The following is a 23,242-nucleotide window of genomic DNA, read 5'->3' on the forward strand; positions in this document are numbered from 1 at the left end:
AAAACCCGACCCCTGTTACTTGAGCAGCAGGTCGGGCAGCCACGACGAGAACGCCGGCACGTAGGTCACCAGGCCCAGCGCCGCCACCAGCGCGCCATAGAAGGGCCAGATGGTGCGCATGACGGCTCCTACCGAGACCTTGCCGATGGCGCAGCCCACGAACTGCACCGTGCCGACCGGCGGCGTGTTCAAGCCCAGCGCGCAGTTCAGCAGCATGACCACGCCGAATTGCACCGGGCTCATGCCGTACTGCATGCAGATCGGCAGGAAGATCGGCGTGCAGATCAGGATGGTGGCGGCCATGTCCAGGAAGGTGCCCAGCACGAACAGCGTGATGTTCACCATCAGGAAGATGGCCCACGGCTCGGTCGATATCGAGGCCATGAGTTCGCCGGTCTTCTCGGCCACGCTATAGAAGCCGATCAAGTAGCCGAACGTGGCCGAGATGCCGATCAGCAGCAGCACGATGCCGGTGGTCTTGACCGCCTTGGCGGCCGCGCGCACGAACTGGTCCCAGGTCAGTGAACGGTACACCAGCGCCGTCAGGGCCAGCGCGTACAGCACCGCCACCGCAGCCGATTCGGTGGCCGTGAATATCCCGCTGAGAATACCGGTGATGATCAGCACGATCACGAACAGGCCCGGCGCGGCCGCCACCAGCGAACGCAGCACGATGCTCCAGCCGGGAAAGGTGCCGGCCGGATAGCCGCGCTTGCGCGCCACCAGGTAGGCAGCCGCCAGGTTGCACAGCGTCAGTATCGCCGCCGGTACGACGCAGGCCGCGATCAGGGCCGCGATCGAGACCTTGCCGCCGGCCGCCAGCGTATAGATGATGATGTTGTGGCTGGTGGGCATCAGCGCACCCACCAGCGCCGCGTGCGTGGTGACGTTGACCGCGTAGTCGGCGTGGTAGCCCTCGCGCTTCATCATCGGGATCATCACCGACCCCATGGCCGACACATCGGCAACTGGCGAGCCCGATACGCCGCCGAACAGCGTGCAGGCCAGCACGTTCGACATGCCCAGCCCGCCGCGCACATGGCCGACCATTGACTTGGCGAAAGTGACGATGCGGTCGGCAATGCCGCCGTACAGCATCAGTTCGCCGGTGAAGATGAAGAACGGGATGGCCAGGAACGAAAAGGCATTCATGCCCGAGGTCATCTGCTGGAAGGCCACCGCGATAGGCAGGTCTTCGTACACGATGGCCGATATCGAGGCCAGCCCGATGGCAAAGGCCACCGGCACTCCGATCGCCAGGAAGCCTATGAACGTCATGGAAAGCAGGGTCAATGCCATGCGGGAACCACCTTCTGGTTGCGCAGGATCGCGATGATGTGCTCGATCGAGAACAGCACGATAAGGGCGCCCGACAGCGTGGCCGGCGCGTATTTCCAGCCTTCGGACAAGCCCAGGTTGGGGATCTTGTAGTTGTGCACGGATTCGGCCAGCAGGCCGCAATACCAGGCCATCAGCGCGCCGAACAGCAGCACCAGCATGTGCACGAACAGTTGCAGGCGCCGCCGGCCGGCGGGCGGCAGCAAGTCTGCCAGCGACTCGAAGCCGATATGGCCGGCGTCCCGCACGGCCACGGCGGCGCCCATCATGGTGACGTACAGCACCAGCAGCAGCGACAGGCTCTCGGCCCAGGTGGGCGTGCTGTTGAGCACGTGCCGGCCGAAGATCTGATAGGACACCGCCACGATCAGGCATACCAGCCCGACCACGCTGAGCACCATGCAAAGCCGGGCCAGTGCGGCGCAGCCGCGCGCGTAGCAATCGAGTACGCGCGTGAGTGCGCCGCCGGGCGCGCCTTCGTCGGCCGGTCGGATGAGTTGGGCGGACATGGCCGGCGCCTTATTTCACGGCCTGGATGCGGGACACCAGGTCTTTCATTTCGGGGGTGGTGACATACCGCTCGTACACCGGTTTCATGACCGCCTGGAACGACGCCTTGTCGGGCTCGATGATCTGCGAACCCGCCTTTTCGACCAGGGCGCGCGACTTGTCTTCGCGTTCGGCCCACAGCTTGCGCATGTAGGGCACCGACTCGCGGGCGGCGTCGCGGATGATCTTGCGATCGGCGTCCGACAGCTTGCCCCACTGGCGCTTGGAGAACAGCAGGATCTCGGGCGTCATGGTGTGCTCGGTCATCGAGTAGTACTTGGCCACCTCGTAGTGGTGCGCGCTTTCGTAGCTGGGGAAGTTGTTCTCTGCCGCGTCGACCAGGCCGGTCTTCAGGGCGGTGTAGACCTCGCCCATGGACATGGGCGTGGCGTTGGCGCCCAGCGCCTCGACCATCGCAACCGACAGGTCCGATTGCTGCACGCGGATCTTCAGGCCGCGCACGTCATCCACCGTCTTGATGGGTTTCTCGCGCGTGTACATCGAGCGCGCGCCGCTGTCGTACCAGGCCAGGCCGACGAATCCGGCGTCTTCGCACGAGCGCAGGATTTCCTCGCCGATATCGCTGTCCAGCACTTTGTGCAGGTGCTCTTTCGAGCGGAACAGGAACGGCAGCGACGGCACTCGCGTGGTCTGGCAGATGTTGTGCATGGCGGCGCTGCTGACGCGCGTCATGGCCAGCGCGCCCAGTTTGACCTGCTCGATCGAGTCTTCCTCGCGGCCCAGCGTGCTGCCCGCATAGACCTTGATTTCGATGCGTCCGTTGGTGCGTTGCTTGACCAGCTCGCCCATGTAGCGCACGGCCAGCACCGTGGGATAGTCATCGGGATGGATGTCGGCCGAGCGCAGGGTTTCGGCTTGGACGACAGGGGCGCCCGCGGACAGGAACAGGGCGGCCGACGCGGCCAGGGTGGCGCGTTTGAGGGTGAAGCGCAGCATTGTCTACCTCCGGGTTGGGAGTACGGCTGTTATGAGGGCTCTTGTGGAAATCTCTGCGTGACTGCGGCGTGGGCCAGGGGTGGCGGCCCGCTCGGGGGCTAACCGATATAAGCCGGTTCCTCCAGGCCACGGGTGCCGGGCCGCAGGGCGAAGAGGGCGCCATCCAGGGCGTTGGCCGGCACGGCGGCCGGCCGGATACTGGTGACGAACAAGGTATCCAGGCCAGGACCGCCGAACGCGCACATGGCCGGCTTGGCCACCGGCAGGGGCAGGCTGCGGTCGAGCCTGCCGTCGGGCGTATAGCGGTACAGCATGCCGGCGTCGTTGCCGCAGATCCAATAGCAGCCATCCTGGTCGACCGCCGCGCCGTCGGGGCGGCCGGCGGGCAGGCGCGCGATGAACACGCGGCGGTTGCGCGGCAGGCCGGTCTCGGTGTCGTAATCGAAGGCCCAGACGGTTTGGCGGTCGGGGTGCGAATCCGACAGGTACATGGTGCGGCCGTCGGGGCTGAAGGCCATGCCGTTGGGCACGATCAGGGCGATGGACAGGGGCATGGCCAGTTCGCCCGATGCATAGCGGTACAGGCGGCCGCTGTCCAGGCCTTGCGACATGTCCAGCGCCATGGTGCCGGCCCAGAAGCGGCCTTGCCGGTCGCAGCGGCCGTCATTGAAGCGCATGCCGGGCGCGTCATGCGCGACCCGGGCCAGCGCTGCGGCCGCGGGGGTGGCATCGTCGGGCGCCAGCGCGGGCAGGGCATACAAGCCGGTCTCCATGGCGGCCAGCCAGCCCGCGCCATGCATGGCGATGCAGCCCGCCATTTCCGGCAGTTGCCACTGTTGTGCCTGGCCGCTGCCAGGCGCATAGCGCCACAGGCGGCGCGCCGGGATGTCGGTCCAGTAAAGCGCCTGCTCGGCGGCCCGCCACACCGGACTTTCGCCCACGGCGCACAGCATCTCGCCCAGCCGCTCGGTCCGCGGTTGCGCGTTCATGACCCGAACGGCCCGGCCTTGACGAAGGCGCCGCCCTGGAACTGGGTGGCCGGATCGTTCGGGTCTGGCGCCGGCTGGGCTTCGGCCGCCGCGCGAAAGCGTTCCGACGAATCCTTGGGCACGAAGCCCAGATGCTGGGCCAGGTGGTTGTCCCACCAACTGTCGCGGTTGGCCGATGCGCCATACACAATCGTATGGCCCACTTTGGGCGTGAACAGCGAGCGGGCCACCAACTGAGCCAGGTCGTCGTAGCTGAGCCAGGTCACCAGCATGCGGCGGTCGCGCGCTTCGGGAAACGACGAGCCGATGCGCAGGCAAACGGTCTCGATGCCATAGCGGTCGTAATAGAAGCGCGACAGGTTCTCGCCGAAGGCCTTGCTGATGCCGTAATAGCCATCGGGCCGCACGGGCGTGCCGGCATCCAGCACTTCGCCCTGGCGGTAGAAGCCGGTAACGTGGTTGGAACTGGCGAAGACGATGCGCCGCACGCCATGCACGCGGGCGGCCTCGTAGATGTTGTAGGTGCCCTGGATATTGGCGGGCAGGATTTCCTCGAACGGGCGTTCGACCGAGACGCCGCCCAGGTGCACGATGGCGTCGGTGCCGCGCGCCAGTTCCATGACGGCCTGCGGGTCGGCCAGATCGCACACCACGACTTCTTCGCCCGGGCCGGCCGCCGGCATTGCCGAGATATCAGACAACCTGAGGATATCGGCATAGGGCCGCAGGCGTTCGCGCAGCACGGTACCCAGGCCGCCGGCTGCGCCGGTAACCAGTAAATGGTGGCAACGCAGGGTGTCCAGAGACGATTCGGCAGGGGAATTCATGCAGCGGTTCCAGCAGGTGTGGCAAGCGGCAGAGGAGGCTTACTGGTACGTTATCGTACAACTTGATGGCAGTATAATGACCCGAAAATTTCGACGTCAAGCACACTATTACCCGGGATATCCCTTGATGACCGACTCCGCAGACCCGCCTGCGCCTGCGCCGCGCCGGCCGCGCAACCTGGCACAGGGCCTGGTCGAGGATTTCTCCGAAAGGATCCGCGGCGGGCGGATCCGGCCGGGCGACAAACTGCCCACTGAATCCGCACTCATGCGGCAATTCGGCGTAAGCCGCACCGTGGTGCGCGAGGCCCTGTCGCGCCTGCAGGCCGCCGGCCTGGTCGAGACGCACCACGGCGTCGGCACTTATGCGCTGGAAGCCAGCGGCGGGGCCGATTTCAGGGTCGATCCGGCCGATATCGCCACGGTGCGCGACGTGCTGGTGCTGCTGGAACTGCGTATCTGCCTGGAAAGCGAGGCCGCGGGCCTGGCGGCGCAGCGGCGCAGCGCCGGGCAGTTGGCCGAGATGCGCAGCGCGCTGGATGAGTTTCGCAAGTGCCTGGGCGCGGGCGGCGACACCATCACGCCCGATTTCCGGTTTCACCTGCTGATCGCGCAGGCCACGGCCAACCGCTATTTCGCCGACCTGATGTCACACCTGGGATCGGCCATCATTCCGCGCACGCGCATCAATTCGGCCCGCATCGCCCACGAAGACCGCGAGCAATACCTGGCGCGCGTCAACCTGGAACACGAAGACATCTACGCAGCCATCCTGCGCCAAGAGCCAGAGGCCGCGCGCGCGGCCATGCGCACCCACCTGTCGAACAGCCGCGAACGGCTGCGCCGCGCCCAGGACCGCTAGTGCGGTGCCCCCCGAAGACAAGGCGCGGGGCACCGCCATGACGATCAACGTGCCGCCAATACCGTACCGGAAGATTCCCCGAACCCGATGCGTGGGTAGCCTGGCTTGTGGCAGTGCGCGCGGATGATGACCTGGTCGCCGTCTTGCAGGAAGGTGCGCTGCTCGCCCCAGGGCAAGTCGACGAGCGTCTTGCCGCCCTGGCTCAGTTCCAGCAGCGAACCGGCCTGGTCGGGGTTGGGGCCCGACAATGTTCCGGTACCCAGCAGGTCGCCCGGCTGCAGGTTGCAGCCATTGACCGTATGGTGGGCGATCAACTGCGCGATGTTCCAGTAGGCATCGCGGAAGTTGCTGGCCGACAAGTGCGCCGGGGGATGCTTCGCGGAACGCGAGGCCTCGGTGGTCAGCAAGACTTGCATTTGCACATCGTAGGCACCGTGCGCGCGGTTGGCGTCCGACGACAGGTACGGCAGCGGCTGGGGTTCGCCGGCGGGGCGCGTCCAGGCAGCGCGGAAGGGTTCCAGTGCTTCCAGCGTGACGATCCAGGGCGAAATGGTCGAGGCGAAATTCTTGGCCAGGAACGGCCCCAGCGGCTGGTATTCCCAGGCCTGGATATCGCGCGCCGACCAGTCATTCAGGATGCACAGGCCGAATACGTGGTCGTCGGCCTGGTCCAGCGCGATGCGGTCGCCTTGCGCATTGCCCGTGCCCACGAAGACACCGAGCTCGAGTTCGTAGTCCAGCCGCTTGCAGGGGCCGAACTGCGGGGCCTCGCCTTCGGCGGCGGGCCGGGTCTGGCCCACCGGGCGCGGGAACCGCTGGTCTACGCCCACGCTGGAGGCCCGGCCGTGATAGCCGATGGGCACCCATTTGTAGTTGGGCAGCAGCGGGTTGTCGGGGCGGAACTGCTTGCCCACCGCGGTGGCGTGATACAGCGAGATATAGAAATCGGTGTAGTCGCCGATGCGGGCAGGCGTGGTGTATTCGGCATCGGCCTGCGCCACCAGCGACGGCTCGATGCGCGCCTGCAGCGGCGAACCGCTGCGCAGGGCACGCGACAGCGCCAGCCGCAGGGCGCTCCAGTGCGGACGGCCCAGCGCCATCAAGGCGTTCAGGCTGTCGCCGGTGCAGGCGTCCAGGGCCTCGGCCGCCAGCCCGTCGAACACGCCTGCGCCCGCCAGGGCGGGCAGGTCGACGATATGGTCGCCGATGGCCACGCCGGGGCGAAAGGCTTCTTGTGTGCCGCGACGGCGAAACGCCGCATAGGGCAGGTTCTGCACCGGGAATCCGGTGGCGTCGTCATTGGCGCTGGCCACCCAACTGGTCAGGGTGGCGTCATGGGTTTCGTTCAGAGTGGTCATGGGCGGCGATCAGTGGGGCTTGGCGGGATTGAAGTGCTTCTTCAGCCCTTGCCAGCATTGGTAATAGTCGTCTTGCAGTTGCACGCTGGCCAGTGCCTGCGCAGTGGGACGGATGACGCGGCGCGTCTCGAACATGAACGCCATCGTATCGCGGATGTAATGCGCCTGCCGCGTATCGGCGGCAGTGGCTTTTTCGAATGTGCCGGCGTCGGGCCCGTGGCCGCTCATGCAATTGTGCAGGCTGGCGCCGCCGGGCGCGAAGCCTTCGGCCTTGGCATCGTAGATGCCGTGGATCAGGCCCATGAACTCGCTGGCCACGTTGCGGTGAAACCAGGGGGGGCGGAACGTGTCTTCCATGGCCAGCACGCGCGGCGGGAAGATGGCGAAATCCATGTTGGCGGTGCCCGGGGTGTCCGAAGGCGCGGTCAGCACGGTGAAGATGGATGGGTCGGGGTGGTCGAAACTGATCGAGCCTATGGCGTTGAAGTGGCGCAGGTCGTATTTATAGGGGGCGTGCGTACCGTGCCAGGCCACCACGTCCAGCGGCGAATGGTCGATGGGGGCGCGCCAGAAGCCGCCCGTGAACTTGCCGATCAGTTCGAAGTCGCCCTCGACATCTTCGTACCAGGCCACCGGGGTCTGGAAGTCGCGCGCGTTGGCCAGGCAGTTCGAACCGATGGGCCCCAGTTCCGGCAGGCGCAGCGCGGTGCCGAAGTTCTCGAGCATATAGCCGCGCGCCGGGCCGTCGGGCAACTCGACGCGCAAGCGCACGCCGCGCGGAATCACGGCGATCTCAAGCGGCTCGACCTCGATCATGCCCAGTTCGGTGGCCAGGCGCAGTCGGCCTTGCTGCGGCACGATCAGTAGTTCGCCGTCGGCGTTGTAGAAAAACCGGCCCTGCATCGAGCGGTTGGCCGCGTACAGGTGGATGCCGACGCCGCCGTGTTCGCCAGGCCCGCCGTTGCCGCCCCAGGTTTGCACGCCTTCGATGAAGTCGGTGGGCGCATCGGGTATGGGCGGTGGGCTCCAGCGCAACTGGTTGGGCGTGACCGGCCCGGTGCCGAACTCGCTGAGCCAGCGGGTGGCGCCGTCGAATGGCTGGAACGGCCGATGTTGCGCCGCGGGCCTGATGCGGTACAGCCACGAGCGGCGGTTGTCGGCGCGGGGCGCGGTGAAGGCCGTGCCGGACAGCTGCTCGGCATACAGGCCGTAGGCGCAGCGCTGCGGCGAATTGCGGCCCGATGGCAGCGCGCCGGGCAGGGCTTCGGTCGCCCAGTCGTTGCCGAACCCGGATTGGTATTGCAGGGGCATGGTGTCTCTCTCTTGGGGGCGCGTCTTGGGGCGCGCGGCATGTAATCGGTATTTTCGGCAAAATGCCCGCCCATGGCTATGGGAATACAAGAATATCGACTATAAATTTCATGAATAGGCATGCCCCCAACGCCCGGACCCGCCCATGGCTGAACTACGCAACATCGATCTGAACCTGCTGGTGGTCTTCCAGCACTTGCTGGAAGAGCGCAATATTTCGGCCGTGGCCCGGCGCCTGGACCTGTCGCAGCCTGCCGTCAGCAATGCGTTGCGACGCCTGCGTGCCGCCCTGGGCGACGATCTGTTCGTGCGCACGCCGCAGGGCATGCAGCCCACGCCGCAGGCCGAACGACTGGGCGGCCCGGTGGGCGAGGCCCTGGCGCTGTTGTCGCACACGCTCGATGCCACGCAGGATTTTCGTGCCGCCGACAGCCAGCGGCGCTTTCGCATTGCCATGTCGGACGTGGGCGAGATCCATTTCATGCCGCGCCTGATCGAGCAATGCGCGCGCCATGCACCGGCGATACGCATCGATTCGCTGCGGCTGCTGGGCGCCGACCTGCGCCGCGAAATGGATGCCGGGCGGGTCGACCTGGCCATCGGCGCATTCGAAGACCTGGGCAGTGGCATCATGCAGCGCATGTTGTTTCGCCAGGGCTACGCCACGCTGTTCCGGCGCGGACATCCCACGGCCCACGAGGGCATGGGGCTGAAGGCTTTTCGCGCCGAGAGCCACCTGGTGGTGTCGCGCGCCGCGCCGTATGGGCAGGTGAACCAGGCGCTGGAAAAAGCGGGCGTGGCGCTCGAGTCGAATTTCAGCGTGCCGCATTTTTCGGCGGTGCCCTATATCGTCAGCACCACCGACCTGCTGGCCACCGTGCCGCGCAAGCTGGCGGCCAGTGCGGCGCCGCACTTCCAATTGGGCATGCTGACGCCGCCCGTGCGGGTGCCGGCCCTGCAAACCAACCTGTACTGGCACCGGCGCTTCCATCGCGACAGCGGCAACCAGTGGTTGCGATCGATGGTGCAGGATACCTTCGCCGACGTTTCATGACCCGTTCAGGTGCCGGGCGCTGCCAGCGCCACGGCTTCGACTTCCACCTTGAAGCCGTAGTGCAGCGGTCCGGTGGGCACGATGGCGCGGGCCGGCCGCGCCGTGCCGGCCCATTCGGCGTACACCGTATTGAAGGCTGGCCAGTTGTCGACGCTGTCTATATATACCCGCACCTGCACCAGGCGCCCGATGCCGCTGCCCGCGGCCGCCAGCGCCGCAGCGACGTTGTCCAGCGCCTGGCGCGCCTGGGCCGGGAATGGCGCATCGCCCATCAGGGTGCCGTCGGGCCGGATCGGCAATTGGCCCGATATGTAGACCATGCCATTGGCCACACAGGCGTGGCTGTAGTGCCCGCCTGGCGTGGACAAGGTCTCGGGCGACAGGTAGCGCGGGGCGGAATCTTCAGCGGCCATGTTCAGCGGTATCCGGAAAAATCAGTCATCGCGGGCGCGGCCTACCAGCCGTAGCTGCGGTTCCATACCTGCAGGCTGCCGTCGGAAGCAAGGGCGTGGTATTGCGGGAACTGCGCGCCGGTGGCGCAGGCATGGTTGGGCAGAATGCGCAGGCGCGAGCCAATCGGAAACCGCGCCGCCAGGTCGCTGCCGCTGGCGGCTTCGCTGCCCGCCATGATGCCGTGCTCTTGATTGGCGCCGATGAGCGTGAAGCCCGGCAGCGGTTCGCCTGCCAGGGTGCACACCTGGCCGTAGCCGAAATCATGCTTCTGCTTGCGCGTGCCCTGGTCGCGGCTCATGGCCATCCAGCCGGCGTCGACGATGATCCAGCCCTTGTCGGCCTGGTGGCCGATGACGGTGGCCAGTACGCTCAGTGCCAGCTCGTCGGGGCGGCATACGCCGATGTTGTGCATGACCAGGTCGAAGAACACATAGACCCCGGCACGCACCTCGGTGACACCCGCCAATTGCGTGGCCGACAGCGCGGTCGGCGTCGAGCCCACGCTGACGACCGGGCAGGGCAGGGCCGCGGCGCGCAGGCGCTCGGCGGCCAGCACGCAGCCGGCGCGCTCTTGCTCGGCCATGGCCGCCAGGGCCTCGGGGGTGTCCAGGTCGTAGCTGGATCCGGCGTGCGTCATGACCCCGCCCAGCTTCATCCCGCCTTCATGCAGCGCCGCGCCCACTTCCAGCAGCGCGGCCTCGTCGGGCTTGATGCCCGAGCGATGGCCGTCGGTATCGATCTCTATCCATACCTCGAAGGCTTCGCCATGCTCGCGTCCGAAGGCGGCTATCGCGTGCGCGGCGGCGACGTTGTCGGTGATGATCTTCAGGTCGCAGCCGCGGCGGCGCAGCGCCATTGCGGCGGGCAGGCGATGCGGGATGATGCTGACGGCGTACAGGATGTCGGCGATGCCGGCCGCGTAGAACTGCTCGGCCTCTTTCAGCGTGGATACCGTGATGCCGCGTGCGCCGGCGGCCAGTTGGGCCTGTGCGACCGGGGTGCACTTGCTGGTCTTGACGTGCGGCCGCAGGGCGACGCCCAGTGTGTCGATGCGCTGCTGCATGCGGGCGATGTTGGCTTGCATGCGCGCCACGTCGATGATGGCCGCGGGCGTGTCCAGGTCTTGCAGGGAGGGCGATGGCAGGGTCATGAGATGCTGTGATTGCGTCGTCGGGGATCAGGGTAAAGCAGGCACTAGTTCAGGAATTCTTGCCTGGCCTTCAAGGCCGGGACATCGTCGCGCAGGCCGCGTTCGATCAGCGTGGCCACCGCCTGCGGCCCCGCGGCCGCGCCTTGCGGCAAGTCTACGCCCACCGCCCGCATCCGGGCGGCGAAATCCGGATCGGCGGCGGCCGCTTGCAACGCCTGCTGCAGCCGCGCCATGGCGGTTGCGGGCGTACCGCCAGGCGCGAATATCGCGTTCCAGGAACGCACGTCCAGGGCGTAGCCGGCCTCGGCCGCCGTGGCCACGTCCGGCAGTTGGGCCAGCCGTGTATTCGACAGTACCGCGATGGCCTTGAGCTTGCCGCCGGCGATCTGCGGCAATGACGTGGTGGTCTGGTCGCACATGAAATCGGTCTGGCCACCCATCAAGTCGCTGATGGCCGGCGCGACGCCGCGATACGGCACATGCGTGGCCGGCTGCTTCAGCGCCGCCAGCAATAGCACGCAGCCATAATGCGAAATCGACCCGACGCCTGCGCTGCCATAAGTGGCCTGGTCCCCCTTGGCCGCCAGCCAGGCGGCAAATTGCGGCAGGTTCTCGGCCGGGAAATCGGCGCGTGCCAGCAGCAGCATGGGCGCCGTGCCGGCCAGCCCCACCGGCAGGAAGTCCGTCACGGGGTCGTAAGGCAGCCTGGGATAGACCGCCGTATTGGCGACATGGGTGCCCAGCGTGCCGAAGCCCAGCGTATAGCCGTCGGCTGTGGCGCGTGCCACGCGTTGCAGACCGATCGTGCCGCCGGCGCCGCCCACGTTCTCGACGATGACCGACTGGCCCAGCGCTGTGCCCATGTACTGCGCGACACCGCGCGCCAGGGCATCGCTGGGTCCGCCAGCCGGGAAGGGCACCACCAGCGTGATGGCGCGCTGCGGATAAGCGGCCTGTTGGGCACCCGCTGGCGTGGCGGGCGCGGCCAGCAAGGCCAGGGCGGCGAGCGAGGGGGCACAGCGTCGAAACCGGATCATGGCGGTATCTCCAGTGGGTTCAGTAGGGTGCGGCCCCGAACGCCCGCAGCCACGGCAGTGCCGCGTCCAGGGTGGGTGACTGCAGTTCGGGTTCGGGGGCGCCTTGCGGCAAGGCCAGGCCGACGCGGTTGTGCCAGTAGGTGCGCAGGCCCACGCGCGAGGTGCCGAACAAGTCATAGCCAGAGCCGGCGACGAACGCGGCACCGCCAGGCTCGACCTCCAGCCTGTCCAGCGCCATGCGGTAGGCATGGGGGTCCGGCTTGTAGTAGCCGGCCTCTTCAGAGGTCACGACCGCGTCCCACTCGATGCCCAGCAGGGCGGCCGCCTGGTGGCCCAGCCGCTGCGAGCAGTTGGTTACCACGGCCAGCTTGCAGTGCGGGCGCAGGGCCAGCAGCAGTTCGCGCGCGCCGCTCCAGGGGGGCAGCGTGTGCCAGCCGGCTTCCAGGGCGGCGGGAGCGCTGTCGGGCAGATGGCAGGCCCGCGCCGCCTGGCGTACCAATTGTTCATAGGGCTCATAGCGGCCGCAGCCATAGGTCAGGCGCAGATACTCCGCCCGCCAGGCCCGGCCCGCGGATTCGGAGCCCGCTGCCGTATTCCAGACCGTCCAGGAATCGAGCAGCGCCGTCAGCAGGTCGAACAGGACGGCGCGGGGATAGGATGAGGGTGCGGCAGGCATGGTGGGATCCGGAATCGAAGAGACAACGGCTTGACTATAGGCTTCATGGCCCCTTGCGTGATTTAATGATTATTCATCAATCGTTAAGCTGCACTGAATGTTGAAAATCGAGGACCTGCAGTTGGTGGCGGCCTTGGCGCAGGCGCCCTCGCTAAGCGCCGCGGCACGCACGCTGAACGTGACGCCGCCCGCGCTGTCGATGCGGCTGCGCAAACTGGAAGCCGCGCTGGGGTTGGCGCTGGCGGTGCGCACGGCGCGCCGCCTGAGCCTGACGCCCGAGGGCGAACGCTTTGCCCGCGATGCCGCGGCGTTGCTGGCGCAACTGCAGGCGCTGCCCGAGTCGTTGCAGCGCGACGACAACCGCTTGACCGGTACGCTGCGCATCGCTGCGCCGTTCGGCTACGGCAGGCATCACATTGCCCCGGTGTTGGCACGGTTGGCATTGCGTCATCCCGGCTTGCGGGTACAACTGGACTTGCGCGAAACCCCCTGGCCGGATCACCACGATGCCGACGCCGTCGTGCACATCGGCGTGGTGCGGGACTCTTCCTGGGTGGCGCGCCGCCTGGCCCCCAACGAACGCTGGCTGTGCGCCAGCCCCCAATACCTGCAGCACCACGAAGCGCCGCGCGAGCCGCGCGACCTGCTCAAGCACCGCTGCATCTGCATTCGCGAAAACGATGAAGATGTCACGCTGTGGCGCTTTCGCCGGCCCGGCCGGCGGGCCGCGGGACAGAAAGCCTTCGAGACCGTGCGCGTAACGCCGGACTATGTCTCTAATGATGGCAATGTGGCGCGCGCCTGGGCCGAACAGGGGCTGGGCATGGTGGTGCGCTCGCAGTGGGATGCCGGGCCCGCGGTGGCGCGCGGCACGCTGGTGCGCGTGCTGCCTGCCTGGCAACTGGACCCGGCGCCCGTCACGTTGCTGGTGCCGGGGCGCAAGGGCCGCAGTGCGCGGGTCAAGGCCCTGCTGGCTTGTTTCGACGATCCGGCTTGACCCCGCGGATGGGCGTTAAGCCGCTCGCCAATGTTGTCGGCCTTGTCCGCAACGATGGCGGCCACCTCGCGGATTTCCTCCACCAGGTCGTCGATGGCCAAGCCGGCTCGCGCCACTTTGCCCGCCCCCCATTCAATGGCCGCGGCACCGCTCTTGACGCTGCGCACGGTCGCGCTCAGGATTTTCTTACGGCAATGCCCAAGGCAAACTATCGGGCAGGCACTAGTCGGCCGGGCCGGGCAACACCGACAGGCGTGCCCGCGCCAAGGCATCGTTGATGACGTCCATATCGCCGATATGGTTGGCCAGCAGCAGGATCAGCGCGGCGTTCAGCTCGGCGCTTTGCGCGTCGCTCAGGTCGCGGTGGGTATCGATCAGCGCTTCGTAGAAAGCGTCCGGGGCCGGCAAGTTGGGCTCGATGATCAGGGGCATGATGTCGGTTCCTTCAGGCATGGCCAAGCGCGCGTGCCAGGGCGCCGGCCATGGTGGCTGCGTCGAAGGCGCGGCGGCGCGCCGCGACGTGCTGGTCGGGCCGCAACAAATAGCAGGTGCCCGGGCGGGCGTCGTAGCGTTGTGCCAGGCAACCTTGATGATCATGCGCGACGGCGCAGTCCGGCGGGGCATCCAGCGGGCCGCTGCCGTCGCCGACCAGCACGATGCGCACCGGCACCGGGCCCTGGGCCAGGCCCCGCAAAGCCGCCAGCGTGGCGCGGTCGGGCTGCTGGCCGCCGCAGAACAGCGCCAGTACGAAGTCGCCAGCCAGGTACGACAGCCACCAGGTTTCATTGCCCTGGGCATCGCGCACCGGTGCATCCAGCGCCACCGCGCCCGGCATCATGCGGCCCGCGTAGGGTTCCGTGTCTGGCGTGTTGAGCGGCGAAGCACCATACGTGCTGGGCAGCGACAGCCGGCCGCTGTTGACCAGGCCGCGCGCAAACGGATGCTCGCGCGCCAGGTTCAGCACGGCATTGCGAAAGCTGCGGCTGACCGCGCTCTTGGGGGTGATGAAATCGGTGGATCGCGTCGAGTTCAGCAGGTTCTCGTCGGCCGCCTGTTCGCGTTCCGCCGCATAGGAATCAACCAGGGATTCGGGCGCCAGGCCGTCGAGCACGGCTTGCAGTTTCCAGGCCAGGTTCTCGGCGTCTTGCACGCCGCTGTTGGCGCCCCGCGCGCCAAAGGGCGACACGCGGTGCGCGGCATCGCCGGCGAATACCACCCGTCCGTGGCGAAAGGCGTCCATGCGTTCGCACGCAAAGGTGTAGACGCTGACCCATTCCAGTTCGAACTGGGTGTTGGCGCCCAGCAAGGCGCGGATGCGCGGCAGCACGTTGGCGGGCTTGACGGCCTCGACCGGGTCGGCATTCCAGCCCAGCTGGAAGTCGATGCGCCAGACATGGTCGGGCTGCATGTGCAGCAGCACCGACTGGTTGGGATGAAAGGGTGGGTCGAACCAGAACCAGCGCTCGGCCGGAAAGTCCGCCGCCATCCTGACGTCGGCGATCAGGAAGCGGTCTTTGAAGACGCGACCGTGGCTTTCCTGGCCCAGCAGTTTGCGTACCGGCGAACGGGCGCCATCGCAGGCAACCAGCCATTCGGCCTGCAGCGTATAAGCGCCGTCGGGCGTCTCGACGGACAGGTCCACCCCATCGGGGCGCGGCGCCACGCCCACGACTTTGCTTTTCCAGCGCAGGTCGATCAGTGGGTGGGCGCAGGCGGCCTCGTGCAGAAAACCCTCGACGTAGTACTGCTGAAGGTTCACGAACGCCGGGCGGCGATGGCCGGGTTCGGGCAGCAGGTCAAAGCGCCAGACCTCCTGGTCGCGAAAGAACACTTTGCCCACATGCCATGACACGCCTTTTTCGGCCATGCGCTGGCCCACGCCCAGGCGGTCCCAGACTTCCAGGGTGCGCTTGGCAAAGCAAATGGCGCGTGAGCCGGTGGACAAGCGATGGTCGTCATCCAGCACCACCACGCGCACGCCGCGCTGCGCCAGGTCGAGAGCCGTGGTCAGCCCCACCGGGCCCGCACCCACCACCACCACGCGATGCGAGGCGGGTGCCGGGCACGATTGATCGGCGTGTTTCTGATAGGCGAACTCCAGCGCCTGGTAATCGATATCGGTCACGCATGGTCTCCTGATAGCGAGCGGCGGCTCGCCACGGCACGCCGCGCCCTCTGCGGGGCGCTGGCGCGGCCTGTACAACTTATGAGAGGGCGGTGTCAGTGCTTCATCGCGCGCTGCGCTACCCGCCCGGGAGTGAAAACAGGTATGGCTAGACTGGGGACGCCGCGGAGCCGGCTCCGCCGGTCCGCCAGCGTCACCCCCTTGAGGGGGAAGCGCATAGCGCTTCGGGGGTGGGGTTTCACTTCAGCCTTCCAGTTGCTGCCACATTTCCCGGTCGCGCTTGTCGGTCCAGATGCGCGGATGGTCGTGGCCGGTGGCCTCGTCATAGGCACGCGACACATCGAACGGCATGCAGTGATCGAAGATGACCCAGTCGCTGTAGCGCGGCTGCATGAAGTCGTAGACCTCGCGGTAGAGGGTCTTCAGGTCTTTGCCTTGCGCCACGCCGCGGTTGACGGCACCGTACAGGTCGGTCAGGAAGGCGCGCGTGCCGGCCAGGCCCTGGCGCACTTCGGCGGCGTTCGTCAGCGCCGGGCCGCGGCCGGGCACCATTTTCTCGGCATCGAACCTGGCCAGCGCATCCAGCGTGGTGGGCCAGTCGCGGAAATAGGCGTCGCCGCAGTACGGCGTGGACTGGTATTCGACCAGGTCGCCCGCAAACAGGATCTTCTGCTCGGGCAGCCAGGCAATCGTGTCGCCCTTGGTGTGGCCGCGTCCCACCTGCAGCAGGTGGACTTCCAGGTTGCCCAGGTTGACCGTCATGGCGCCCTGGAAGGTCATGGTGGGCCAGACCAGGCCGGCCGGAATCGATTCGGCATTGCGGAACAGGCGCGGGAAGCGGCCGATCTCGCTGGCCTTGTCCTGTTCGCCGCGCTCGGCGATCAGGTCGTGGGTGTCGCGGCTGGCCAGGATTTCCTGGGCGTCGTAGGCCGACGCGCCGAACACGCGCACCGCGTGGTAGTGCGACAGCAAGATGTACTTGATGGGCTTGTCGGTCACTTCGCGGATGCGGCGGATGACATCCTGGGCCATGACCGGCGTGGCCTGGGTGTCCACCACCATGACGGCTTCGTCGCCGATGATCACGCCAGTGTTGGGATCGCCCTCGGCGGTATAGGCGTAGGCGTTGTCGGACAGCTTGTCGAACGATACGGCCTTGTCGGCAAGGTCGGCCTGCGAGGCGAATTGCTTGCTCACGGTGTCTCCTGGTCTGTAAATGGACGGCCGCGGCGCGCCGCGGCAATGTGGCCAATATAGCGGTCAGTTCGTTTTTATGCAATACGTTCGCTATAGACGAATTTTTGGGGCGGCCGAAAGCGCCGCTTATGAGCCGGACGGCCTTAGCGGCGTTGGCAGGCAGGGCAGTAGTACGTGGCGCGCTGGCCCTGGACCAGGCGCCGGATGGGGGTGCCGCATACGCGGCAGGGCTGGCCCGCGCGTTCGTAGACGGCGGCATGGATCTCGAAATAACTGCCCGGCTGGCCGCTGGCACCCACGTAGTCGCGCAGCGTGCTGCCGCCCGAGGCCAGGGCGTCGGCCAGGGTGGCGCGCACCATGTCGGCCAGCCGGGTGCAGCGCGCCAGCGAAATGCGCCGCGCCGGCGTGCGCGGGTCGATGCCGGCGCGGAACAGGCTTTCCGAGGCGTAGATGTTGCCCACGCCCACCACGGCATCGCCGGCCAGCAAGGCCTGCTTGACCGAGATGCTGCGGCCGCGGAACTGGCTGTGCAGCCAGGCGCCGTCAAAGCGCGGGTCGAAGGGTTCGATGCCCAGCCGCGCCAGCAGCGGATGGGCGCTTACCGGCCCGGCATCGCCGGGGTGCCACAGCACCGCGCCGAAGCGTCGTGGGTCGTGCAGCCGCAAGACAGCATGGTCGAAGATCCAGTCGACGTGGTCGTGCTTGCGCGGGGTTTCGCCGGCCGGCACGCTGCGCAGCGAACCCGACATGCCCAGGTGCACGATCTGCGTGCCATGCTCGAAGCGCAGCAGCAGGTACTTGCCGCGCCGCGCGCATTCGAGCACGGCGCGGTCCGAAAGCAGGCCGGGCAGGTCGGGCGGAATGGGCCAGCGCATGCGCGCTTCGCGCACGACCAGGCGGCGCAGCGTCTTGCCGGTGATGACGGCGTCAATCCCGCGACGGGTGGTTTCGACTTCAGGGAGTTCCGGCATGAGCCAGTGTAAGATGGTCAATCGTGTACAGGTGATTGTGCCATCAACCGGACAGGCCGCGTGAAGTCGTCGCTTAAACAAGTTCATTCCGTAGTTACAGTGCTGGCGCTTGCGCTGGCGGGTTTGCAGGCCTTGCCGGCCCTGGCGGCCGACCGGCTTCCGGGCGATGCCACCGGGCCCCGCCTGGTGCCCCAGTCGCGCACCCCCGAAACGCAAGTCATCCGGCTGCGTCCCGGGCAGACACCACTGGTGTCGTTGACCGCCGATATCTTCTACCGGGTGCTGGCCTCTGAAATCGCCGCCCAGCGCGGCATGTACAGCACCGCGGCCTCTACCCTGGTGAACCTGTCGCGCGAAACCGGCGATCCGCGGCTGGCGCGGCGCGCCCTGGAATTCCAGCTTGCCGGCGGCAACTTGCCCGGCGCCCTGGACGCCGCGCGCGAATGGGCGCGGCTGGCCCCGGGCGACATCGAGGCCTCGTCGACCGAACTGGCCCTGGCCGCCGCCAATGGGCAGACGGCCGGGCTGGCCGCCGCGCTGCGCGCGCGCATCGATGCTTCCCCCGACAAAGCGACCGCCATTGCCCAGTCGCTGGGCGTGCTGGGCCGCCTGAACGACCGCCGGCTGGCCTTGCGCATTCTCGACGAATCGCTCAGCCCCGCGGTACGCAAGTTGCCCGAGGCGCACCTGGCCCTGGCCGACGTGGCGCAGGCGGCCGGCGACTACACCCGTGCTGCCGATGAGGCCCGCGCCGCGCTGGCGGCCGATCCGCGTTCCGAAGCCGCCGCCCAGCGCGTGCTGGAATACGGCACCCGCACCGATCCGCAACGCGCCGAGACCGAGGCGCGCGCCTTCCTGGCCAAGCACCCCGACGCGCGCAAGCTGCATCTGTCCCTGGCCGGCCATATGGCCGACCGCGGCGACTACGACAGCGCGCTGGCCGAACTGCAGGCCATGTCGCGCCGTTCGCCCGAAGATTTCGACCTGCTGTTCATGCAGGCGCAACTGGCCTACAAGGCCGGCCGCAAAGACCAGGCCCGCACGCTGCTGCAGCAATACCTGGACGTGCAGAACCAGCGCCAGGAAGCCATCGCGCCGGGCGCCACCGATGCCGGCGCGGCCGAGGCCGATGCGCGCGTGCTGCTGTCGCGCATTGCCGAAGACCAGGGCCGCTACGACGAGGCCATTGCCCAGTTGGGCCAGATCGACGACCCGTCGCTGCGCTATTCGGCGCAGATGCGCCAGGCGGCCCTGCGCGCCAAGCAGGGCCGTATCGATGATGCGCTGGCCATGATCGACGCCGCGCAGCCGCACGACGAAGACGACCAGGTGCAAGGCGTGCTGACCAAGGCCCAGATCCTGCGCGATGCCGGCCGGGTCGACCAGGCCGTGGCTGCACTGGAAGCCGCCAACCAGGCCCAGCCCGATACGGTCGAGATCAAGTACGAACTGGCCATGCTGTATGAACGCCAAAACCGTTACGGCGAGCTCGAAACGCAATTGCGCCAGGTCATCGCGCTGGACCCCGACCACGCCCATGCCTACAACGCGCTGGGCTATACGCTGGCCGACCGCAAACAGCGCCTGCCCGAGGCGCTCGACCTCATTACCCAGGCGCTGGAATTGTTGCCCGACGACCCCTTCATCCTGGACAGCATGGGTTGGGTCAAATTCCGCATGGGCGACAACCAGGCCGCCGCCGATTACCTGTCGCGCGCCTACGCGCAGCGTCCCGAGGCTGATATTGCCGCGCACCTTGCCGAAGTGCTCTGGACCGAAGGCAAGCGCCAGCAAGCCCGGGAACTCTTGCAGGCCGGTTTCAAGAAAGACCCCAAGAATCAAACCCTGATCGACACCGCGAAGCGGCTGGGGGTCTCGCTGTGATGGGTGCCGCGGGCACGGTGGGCCGGGCGGCCCGGCGGCACGCATGGCTGCGCGGTTGGCTGGCGGCAGGGCTGTGCGCCTTGCTGGCGGCGTGCGCCAGCGTGCCCGATGCGCCGCCAGGCACGGCCGATGGCGCCTTCGTGCGCAGTGGCCGATTCGCCATCACGGTTACCGAAGTATCGGGCCAGCAGCAGGCCGTACAGGGCGGATTCACGTGGCGCGACGATGGCGGGCAGTACCAGCTCGACCTGACCAATCCGCTGGGCTCGACCGAGGCCCGCGTGGCAGGCCAGCCCGGCCATGCCACCCTGACCAAGGCCGACGGCACCGTGCTGCAGGCCGATACCCCCGACGCATTGGCCGAAGAGGCGCTGGGCGGCCCGGTGCCGGTATCCAGCCTGCGTGACTGGCTGCGCGGCCGGGTGGCTGGCGATGCGCCGGTCGACAAACTGCAGCGCGACGCCCAGGGGCGCCCGGTGGCATTCGAACAAGATGGCTGGCAGGCCCGCCTGTCGCGCTACGACGACCAGGGGCCAGGCCTGCTGGTGCTGCAGCGTACCGAACCCGGGCGCCGCATCGTGGTGCGGCTGGCCGTCAGCCAGCCCTGATCCCGCCATGCTGTACGACGTACCCGCGCCGGCCAAGCTGAACTTGTTCCTGCACGTGGTCGGCCGCCGCCCCGACGGCTACCACCTGCTGCAAACCGTGTTTCGCTTCATCGACCTGTGCGACACGCTGCATTTCGACGCGCGCGCCGATGGCCGCATCGAACGTGCCGCCGACCTGCCCGGCGTACCGGCCCGGCACGACCTGACCTTGCGTGCCGCGCAGGCCCTGCAGCAGGCTACCGGCACCCGGCAGGGCGCCACCATCACCCTGGAAAAAAACATTCCGCAGGGCGGCGGGCTGGGGGGCGGTTCCAGCGATGCCGCCTCGACCCTGATCGCCCTGAACCGCCTGTGGGGTACCGGGCTGTCGCGCCGCGACCTGATGGCGCTGGCGCTGCCGCTGGGGGCCGATGTGCCGGTGTTCGTCTTCGGCCAGTCGGCCTTCGCCGAAGGCGTGGGCGAAGTGCTGGCGCCGCTTGACCTGCCCCCGGCCGGCTACCTGGTGGCCCAGCCCGATGCCAGCGTGCCCACGGCAGGCATTTTTTCCGACCCCGATTTGACAAGGAACACGCCTTCAGTCACAATAGCCGACTTTCTTGCCTCGCAAGATTTTGGTGCAAAGGTTGTTGCAAAACGCGTTGCAGCCTCTGCCCAGTTTCTTTTTGGCAGAAACGACTTGGAACCGGTGGTCTACCGGCGCTACGTGGCAGTATCACAGGCAGCGCGGTGGCTTTCGGGGCGTGGTATCCACGTTCGCATGTCGGGGTCTGGCGCGTGCTTGTTCGCCCAGTACGCTACAGTGCAGCAAGCCGTTTTGGCTCAGCAAGAAATTACCGCTACAATGCGCGTCGCTGGTGATTCAACCGGCCACATGCAGCCAGGGTTCCGGTTAGTGCGGGCTTGTCCCGGGTTGGCCGAGCATCCGTTGCGGAACTGGATCGCAAGATAGTTGGGGAGTCGCCAAGCTGGTTAAGGCACCGGATTTTGATTCCGGCATGCGAAGGTTCGAATCCTTCCTCCCCAGCCACCAAATATCAATAAAAAAGCTGTTGAACGCGCCTGTCAGACACTGGCCACGGTTCAGCAGCTTTTTTTATTTGCCGGTTTTCCGGCTGCAGCACACGTTCGCGTCCTAAACGACCATCGCAGCTTCCATCATGGCAAACGACAGCTTCATGATCTTCACGGGTACGGCCAATACACGCCTGGCCGTGGATGTAGTCAACCACCTGGACATGTCCCTGGGCAAGATGACGGTTGGCCGTTTCTCCGATGGCGAAGTCATGGTCGAGATCAACGAGAACGTGCGCGGCAAAGACGTTTTCGTATTGCAGCCCACCTGTGCGCCCACCAACGACAACCTGATGGAAATCATGGTGATGGTCGATGCCCTGCGCCGCGCTTCGGCGGGCCGCATCACCGCCGCCATCCCGTATTTCGGCTATGCCCGCCAAGACCGCCGCCCGCGTTCGGCGCGCGTGGCCATCTCGGCCAAGGTCGTGGCCAACATGCTGCAGGTGGCCGGGGTCGACCGGGTGCTCACCATGGACCTGCACGCCGACCAGATCCAGGGCTTCTTCGACATTCCGGTCGACAACATCTACGCCGGGCCGATCTTGCTGGGCGACATCTGGCGCCGCAATTTCTCCAACCTGGTGGTGGTGTCGCCCGACATCGGCGGTGTAGTGCGCGCCCGAGCGCTGGCCAAGCAGCTCGAGGCCGACCTGGCCATCATCGACAAGCGCCGCCCGCGTGCCAACGTTTCCGAAGTCATGAACATCATCGGCGAAGTCGACGGACGCACCTGCATCATCATGGATGACATGGTCGATACCGCCGGCACGCTGTGCAAGGCCGCGCAGGCCCTGAAAGACCGCGGCGCCGGCGCCGTCTACGCCTATTGCACGCACCCCGTGCTGTCGGGCGGCGCCATCGACCGCATCGAAGGGTCGGAACTCGACGAGTTGGTCGTAACCGACACCATTCCGCTGTCCGAACAAGGCCAGGCCAGCGGTAAAATCCGCCAGCTCTCGTGCGCGGCACTGCTGGGCGAGACCATTCTGCGCATTTCCAATGCCGAATCGGTCAGCTCGCTGTTTGTCGACTAAGCCCGAGAGCCAGCCCCGAATTCCCGTATTTGCCTGCCTGCTGGTCGCGGCAGATGGGCAAAAACACGGCGCGCATGTCGCGAGCCGTGCAATTTAACCGGCAGCCTTACCGCTGCCAGCTTGTCTGGAGTCATCCATGAAATTCATTGCCACTGCGCGTAGCGTCCAGGGTTCGAGTGCGAGCCGCCGCCTGCGCCGCGCGGGCCGCGTTCCTGCCATCGTTTATGGCGGTACGGCTGCCCCCCTGAACATCGAACTCGACCACAACGAGATCTACCACGCCCTGCGCAAGGAAGAATTCCACGCCTCGATCCTGCAAATGCAGTACGAAGGCAAGGAAGAAGCCGTGCTGCTGCGTGCGGTTCAATGGCACGCCTACAAGCAGCAAGTGCTGCACATCGACTTCCAGCGCGTCGATGCCAACCAGGCCCTGCACACCAAGGTGCCCCTGCACTTCATCAACGGCGACTCCTCGCCCGCGGTCAAGCTCAGCAGCGCCGTCATCAGCCACGTGGTCACCGAGCTGGAAATCACCTGCCTGCCGGCCGCGCTGCCCCAGTTCATCGAAGTCGACCTGGGCAACCTGCTGGGCGGTGGTTCGGTGCACTTGTCCAGCGTCAAGCTGCCCAAGGGCGTGACCTACGTCGCCCACGGCAGCGATGCCGATCCGGTGCTGGCCTCGGCGCTGGTCAAGGGCGGCGGCGCTGCTACCGTTGAAGACGAAGGCGACGCGCCGGCCGCGGAAACCCCCGCTGCCTAAGCCCCCGGTACTGAAACACCCGGGCGCCAAG

General features: G+C 67.0%; 22 protein-coding genes, 1 tRNA gene and 1 pseudogene. 9 read left to right on the forward strand and 15 right to left on the reverse strand.

Annotated features, from left to right (window positions below):
• Positions 1-15 precede the first annotated feature (15 nt).
• From KW845_RS11840 to KW845_RS11860, 5 genes are all read right to left on the reverse strand, one after another.
• Positions 16-1,299 (reverse strand): TRAP transporter large permease, encoded by a 1,284-nt coding sequence (locus KW845_RS11840; RefSeq protein ID WP_218369412.1) that lies wholly within the window; start codon positions 1,297-1,299, stop codon positions 16-18.
• On the reverse strand, positions 1,290-1,739 hold the full coding sequence (locus KW845_RS11845) for a TRAP transporter small permease (RefSeq protein ID WP_255592652.1): 450 nt from the start codon (positions 1,737-1,739) through the stop codon (positions 1,290-1,292). The genes KW845_RS11840 and KW845_RS11845 overlap by 10 nt, the downstream gene beginning before the upstream one ends.
• A 118-nt stretch (positions 1,740-1,857) precedes the next feature.
• On the reverse strand, positions 1,858-2,844 hold the full coding sequence (locus tag KW845_RS11850; protein WP_218369414.1) for a TRAP transporter substrate-binding protein: 987 nt from the start codon (positions 2,842-2,844) through the stop codon (positions 1,858-1,860).
• Positions 2,845-2,942: 98 nt separating this feature from the next.
• Entirely contained in the window at positions 2,943-3,833 is an 891-nt protein-coding gene (locus KW845_RS11855) for an SMP-30/gluconolactonase/LRE family protein (protein ID WP_255592565.1), read from the reverse strand.
• Positions 3,830-4,660 carry an NAD(P)-dependent oxidoreductase gene (locus tag KW845_RS11860; protein ID WP_218369415.1) on the reverse strand — a complete coding sequence of 277 codons (831 nt, stop codon included), beginning with the start codon at positions 4,658-4,660 and terminating at the stop codon, positions 3,830-3,832. The genes KW845_RS11855 and KW845_RS11860 overlap by 4 nt, the downstream gene beginning before the upstream one ends.
• A gap of 127 nt (positions 4,661-4,787) precedes the next feature.
• On the opposite strand from KW845_RS11860, the gene KW845_RS11865 reads away from it, so the two are divergent.
• Positions 4,788-5,522, forward strand: a complete 735-nt coding sequence (locus KW845_RS11865) for a FadR/GntR family transcriptional regulator (protein WP_218369416.1) — start codon at positions 4,788-4,790, stop codon at positions 5,520-5,522.
• 44 nt (positions 5,523-5,566) lie between these two features.
• Here the strand turns inward: KW845_RS11865 and fahA are convergent, their stop codons facing one another.
• The gene (gene fahA / locus KW845_RS11870; protein ID WP_218369417.1) at positions 5,567-6,880 is read right to left on the reverse strand and encodes a fumarylacetoacetase; all 1,314 of its coding nucleotides are present in this window, start codon (positions 6,878-6,880) and stop codon (positions 5,567-5,569) included.
• 9 nt (positions 6,881-6,889) lie between these two features.
• Positions 6,890-8,191: a homogentisate 1,2-dioxygenase gene (hmgA, locus tag KW845_RS11875; RefSeq protein WP_218369418.1), complete on the reverse strand. Its 1,302-nt coding sequence runs from the start codon at positions 8,189-8,191 to the stop codon at positions 6,890-6,892.
• A 145-nt stretch (positions 8,192-8,336) separates the two neighbouring features.
• Between hmgA and KW845_RS11880 the strand changes: the two genes are divergently transcribed.
• Positions 8,337-9,245 carry a LysR family transcriptional regulator gene (locus KW845_RS11880; RefSeq protein WP_218369419.1) on the forward strand — a complete coding sequence of 303 codons (909 nt, stop codon included), beginning with the start codon at positions 8,337-8,339 and terminating at the stop codon, positions 9,243-9,245.
• Between the two features lie 5 nt (positions 9,246-9,250).
• On the opposite strand, the gene KW845_RS11885 is transcribed toward KW845_RS11880, so the two are convergent.
• From KW845_RS11885 to KW845_RS11900, 4 genes are read right to left on the reverse strand one after another with little or no spacing between them, the layout of a single operon-like run.
• Positions 9,251-9,658: a RidA family protein gene (locus KW845_RS11885; protein ID WP_218369420.1), complete on the reverse strand. Its 408-nt coding sequence runs from the start codon at positions 9,656-9,658 to the stop codon at positions 9,251-9,253.
• A gap of 41 nt (positions 9,659-9,699) precedes the next feature.
• The gene (locus KW845_RS11890) at positions 9,700-10,848 is read right to left on the reverse strand and encodes a DSD1 family PLP-dependent enzyme (RefSeq protein ID WP_218369421.1); all 1,149 of its coding nucleotides are present in this window, start codon (positions 10,846-10,848) and stop codon (positions 9,700-9,702) included.
• Positions 10,849-10,892: 44 nt separating this feature from the next.
• Complete coding sequence (locus tag KW845_RS11895; protein ID WP_218369422.1) at positions 10,893-11,885, reverse strand: tripartite tricarboxylate transporter substrate-binding protein; 993 nt, start codon at positions 11,883-11,885, stop codon at positions 10,893-10,895.
• Positions 11,886-11,904: 19 nt separating this feature from the next.
• Entirely contained in the window at positions 11,905-12,561 is a 657-nt protein-coding gene (locus tag KW845_RS11900) for an HAD-IA family hydrolase (protein WP_218369423.1), read from the reverse strand.
• A gap of 97 nt (positions 12,562-12,658) precedes the next feature.
• On the opposite strand from KW845_RS11900, the gene KW845_RS11905 reads away from it, so the two are divergent.
• Positions 12,659-13,558: a LysR family transcriptional regulator gene (locus KW845_RS11905; protein ID WP_218369424.1), complete on the forward strand. Its 900-nt coding sequence runs from the start codon at positions 12,659-12,661 to the stop codon at positions 13,556-13,558.
• Between the two features lie 222 nt (positions 13,559-13,780).
• Here KW845_RS11905 and KW845_RS11910 read toward each other — a convergent pair whose 3' ends face one another.
• From KW845_RS11910 to mutM, 4 genes are all read right to left on the reverse strand, one after another.
• Positions 13,781-13,990, reverse strand: a complete 210-nt coding sequence (locus KW845_RS11910) for a DUF2783 domain-containing protein (RefSeq protein ID WP_218369425.1) — start codon at positions 13,988-13,990, stop codon at positions 13,781-13,783.
• A 13-nt stretch (positions 13,991-14,003) separates the two neighbouring features.
• A complete protein-coding gene (locus KW845_RS11915; protein WP_218369426.1) occupies positions 14,004-15,683 on the reverse strand; it encodes an FAD-dependent oxidoreductase in 1,680 nt (559 codons plus the stop codon).
• A 243-nt stretch (positions 15,684-15,926) separates the two neighbouring features.
• Complete coding sequence (locus KW845_RS11920; RefSeq protein ID WP_218369427.1) at positions 15,927-16,880, reverse strand: MBL fold metallo-hydrolase; 954 nt, start codon at positions 16,878-16,880, stop codon at positions 15,927-15,929.
• 143 nt (positions 16,881-17,023) lie between these two features.
• Positions 17,024-17,851, reverse strand: coding sequence for a bifunctional DNA-formamidopyrimidine glycosylase/DNA-(apurinic or apyrimidinic site) lyase (gene mutM, locus KW845_RS11925; protein WP_218369428.1), 828 nt, complete (start codon positions 17,849-17,851; stop codon positions 17,024-17,026).
• Here mutM and KW845_RS11930 point away from each other — a divergent pair.
• From KW845_RS11930 to KW845_RS11955, 6 genes and pseudogenes are all read left to right on the forward strand, one after another.
• A pseudogene (locus KW845_RS11930) lies at positions 17,850-19,735 on the forward strand (tetratricopeptide repeat protein). The gene mutM and the pseudogene KW845_RS11930 overlap by 2 nt on opposite strands.
• The gene (gene lolB / locus KW845_RS11935) at positions 19,735-20,343 is read left to right on the forward strand and encodes a lipoprotein insertase outer membrane protein LolB (protein WP_218370012.1); all 609 of its coding nucleotides are present in this window, start codon (positions 19,735-19,737) and stop codon (positions 20,341-20,343) included. Before KW845_RS11930 ends, lolB begins: the two are co-directional and overlap by 1 nt.
• Positions 20,344-20,350: 7 nt before the next feature.
• Positions 20,351-21,292 carry a 4-(cytidine 5'-diphospho)-2-C-methyl-D-erythritol kinase gene (ispE, locus tag KW845_RS11940; protein WP_218369430.1) on the forward strand — a complete coding sequence of 314 codons (942 nt, stop codon included), beginning with the start codon at positions 20,351-20,353 and terminating at the stop codon, positions 21,290-21,292.
• Between the two features lies 1 nt (position 21,293).
• Positions 21,294-21,370 (forward strand) — tRNA-Gln (locus KW845_RS11945).
• 130 nt (positions 21,371-21,500) lie between these two features.
• A complete protein-coding gene (locus tag KW845_RS11950) occupies positions 21,501-22,451 on the forward strand; it encodes a ribose-phosphate pyrophosphokinase (protein WP_218369431.1) in 951 nt (316 codons plus the stop codon).
• Positions 22,452-22,587: 136 nt separating this feature from the next.
• Positions 22,588-23,211, forward strand: coding sequence for a 50S ribosomal protein L25/general stress protein Ctc (locus tag KW845_RS11955; protein WP_218369432.1), 624 nt, complete (start codon positions 22,588-22,590; stop codon positions 23,209-23,211).
• Positions 23,212-23,242 lie beyond the last annotated feature (31 nt).

It is taken from the genome of Bordetella sp. BOR01, from assembly GCF_019218885.1.
Taxonomy (GTDB): Bacteria; Pseudomonadota; Gammaproteobacteria; order Burkholderiales; family Burkholderiaceae_B; genus Bordetella_A.

Excerpts from the sequence above, each read along its gene's own strand:
- KW845_RS11900 (WP_218369423.1), bottom strand. The coding sequence starts at position 12,561 with ATGCCTGCCGCACCCTCATCCTATCCCCGCGCCGTCCTGTTCGACCTG.
- KW845_RS11885 (WP_218369420.1), bottom strand. The coding sequence starts at position 9,658 with ATGGCCGCTGAAGATTCCGCCCCGCGCTACCTGTCGCCCGAGACCTTG.
- KW845_RS11840 (WP_218369412.1), bottom strand. The coding sequence starts at position 1,299 with ATGGCATTGACCCTGCTTTCCATGACGTTCATAGGCTTCCTGGCGATC.
- KW845_RS11950 (WP_218369431.1), top strand. The coding sequence starts at position 21,501 with ATGGCAAACGACAGCTTCATGATCTTCACGGGTACGGCCAATACACGC.
- KW845_RS11845 (WP_255592652.1), bottom strand. The coding sequence starts at position 1,739 with ATGGTGCTCAGCGTGGTCGGGCTGGTATGCCTGATCGTGGCGGTGTCC.
- fahA (WP_218369417.1), bottom strand. The coding sequence starts at position 6,880 with ATGACCACTCTGAACGAAACCCATGACGCCACCCTGACCAGTTGGGTG.
- KW845_RS11850 (WP_218369414.1), bottom strand. The coding sequence starts at position 2,844 with ATGCTGCGCTTCACCCTCAAACGCGCCACCCTGGCCGCGTCGGCCGCC.
- KW845_RS11860 (WP_218369415.1), bottom strand. The coding sequence starts at position 4,660 with ATGAATTCCCCTGCCGAATCGTCTCTGGACACCCTGCGTTGCCACCAT.
- KW845_RS11880 (WP_218369419.1), top strand. The coding sequence starts at position 8,337 with ATGGCTGAACTACGCAACATCGATCTGAACCTGCTGGTGGTCTTCCAG.
- KW845_RS11895 (WP_218369422.1), bottom strand. The coding sequence starts at position 11,885 with ATGATCCGGTTTCGACGCTGTGCCCCCTCGCTCGCCGCCCTGGCCTTG.
- KW845_RS11905 (WP_218369424.1), top strand. The coding sequence starts at position 12,659 with ATGTTGAAAATCGAGGACCTGCAGTTGGTGGCGGCCTTGGCGCAGGCG.
- KW845_RS11955 (WP_218369432.1), top strand. The coding sequence starts at position 22,588 with ATGAAATTCATTGCCACTGCGCGTAGCGTCCAGGGTTCGAGTGCGAGC.
- KW845_RS11855 (WP_255592565.1), bottom strand. The coding sequence starts at position 3,833 with ATGAACGCGCAACCGCGGACCGAGCGGCTGGGCGAGATGCTGTGCGCC.
- KW845_RS11890 (WP_218369421.1), bottom strand. The coding sequence starts at position 10,848 with ATGACCCTGCCATCGCCCTCCCTGCAAGACCTGGACACGCCCGCGGCC.
- KW845_RS11865 (WP_218369416.1), top strand. The coding sequence starts at position 4,788 with ATGACCGACTCCGCAGACCCGCCTGCGCCTGCGCCGCGCCGGCCGCGC.
- ispE (WP_218369430.1), top strand. The coding sequence starts at position 20,351 with ATGCTGTACGACGTACCCGCGCCGGCCAAGCTGAACTTGTTCCTGCAC.
- lolB (WP_218370012.1), top strand. The coding sequence starts at position 19,735 with ATGGGTGCCGCGGGCACGGTGGGCCGGGCGGCCCGGCGGCACGCATGG.
- hmgA (WP_218369418.1), bottom strand. The coding sequence starts at position 8,191 with ATGCCCCTGCAATACCAATCCGGGTTCGGCAACGACTGGGCGACCGAA.
- mutM (WP_218369428.1), bottom strand. The coding sequence starts at position 17,851 with ATGCCGGAACTCCCTGAAGTCGAAACCACCCGTCGCGGGATTGACGCC.
- KW845_RS11910 (WP_218369425.1), bottom strand. The coding sequence starts at position 13,990 with ATGCCCCTGATCATCGAGCCCAACTTGCCGGCCCCGGACGCTTTCTAC.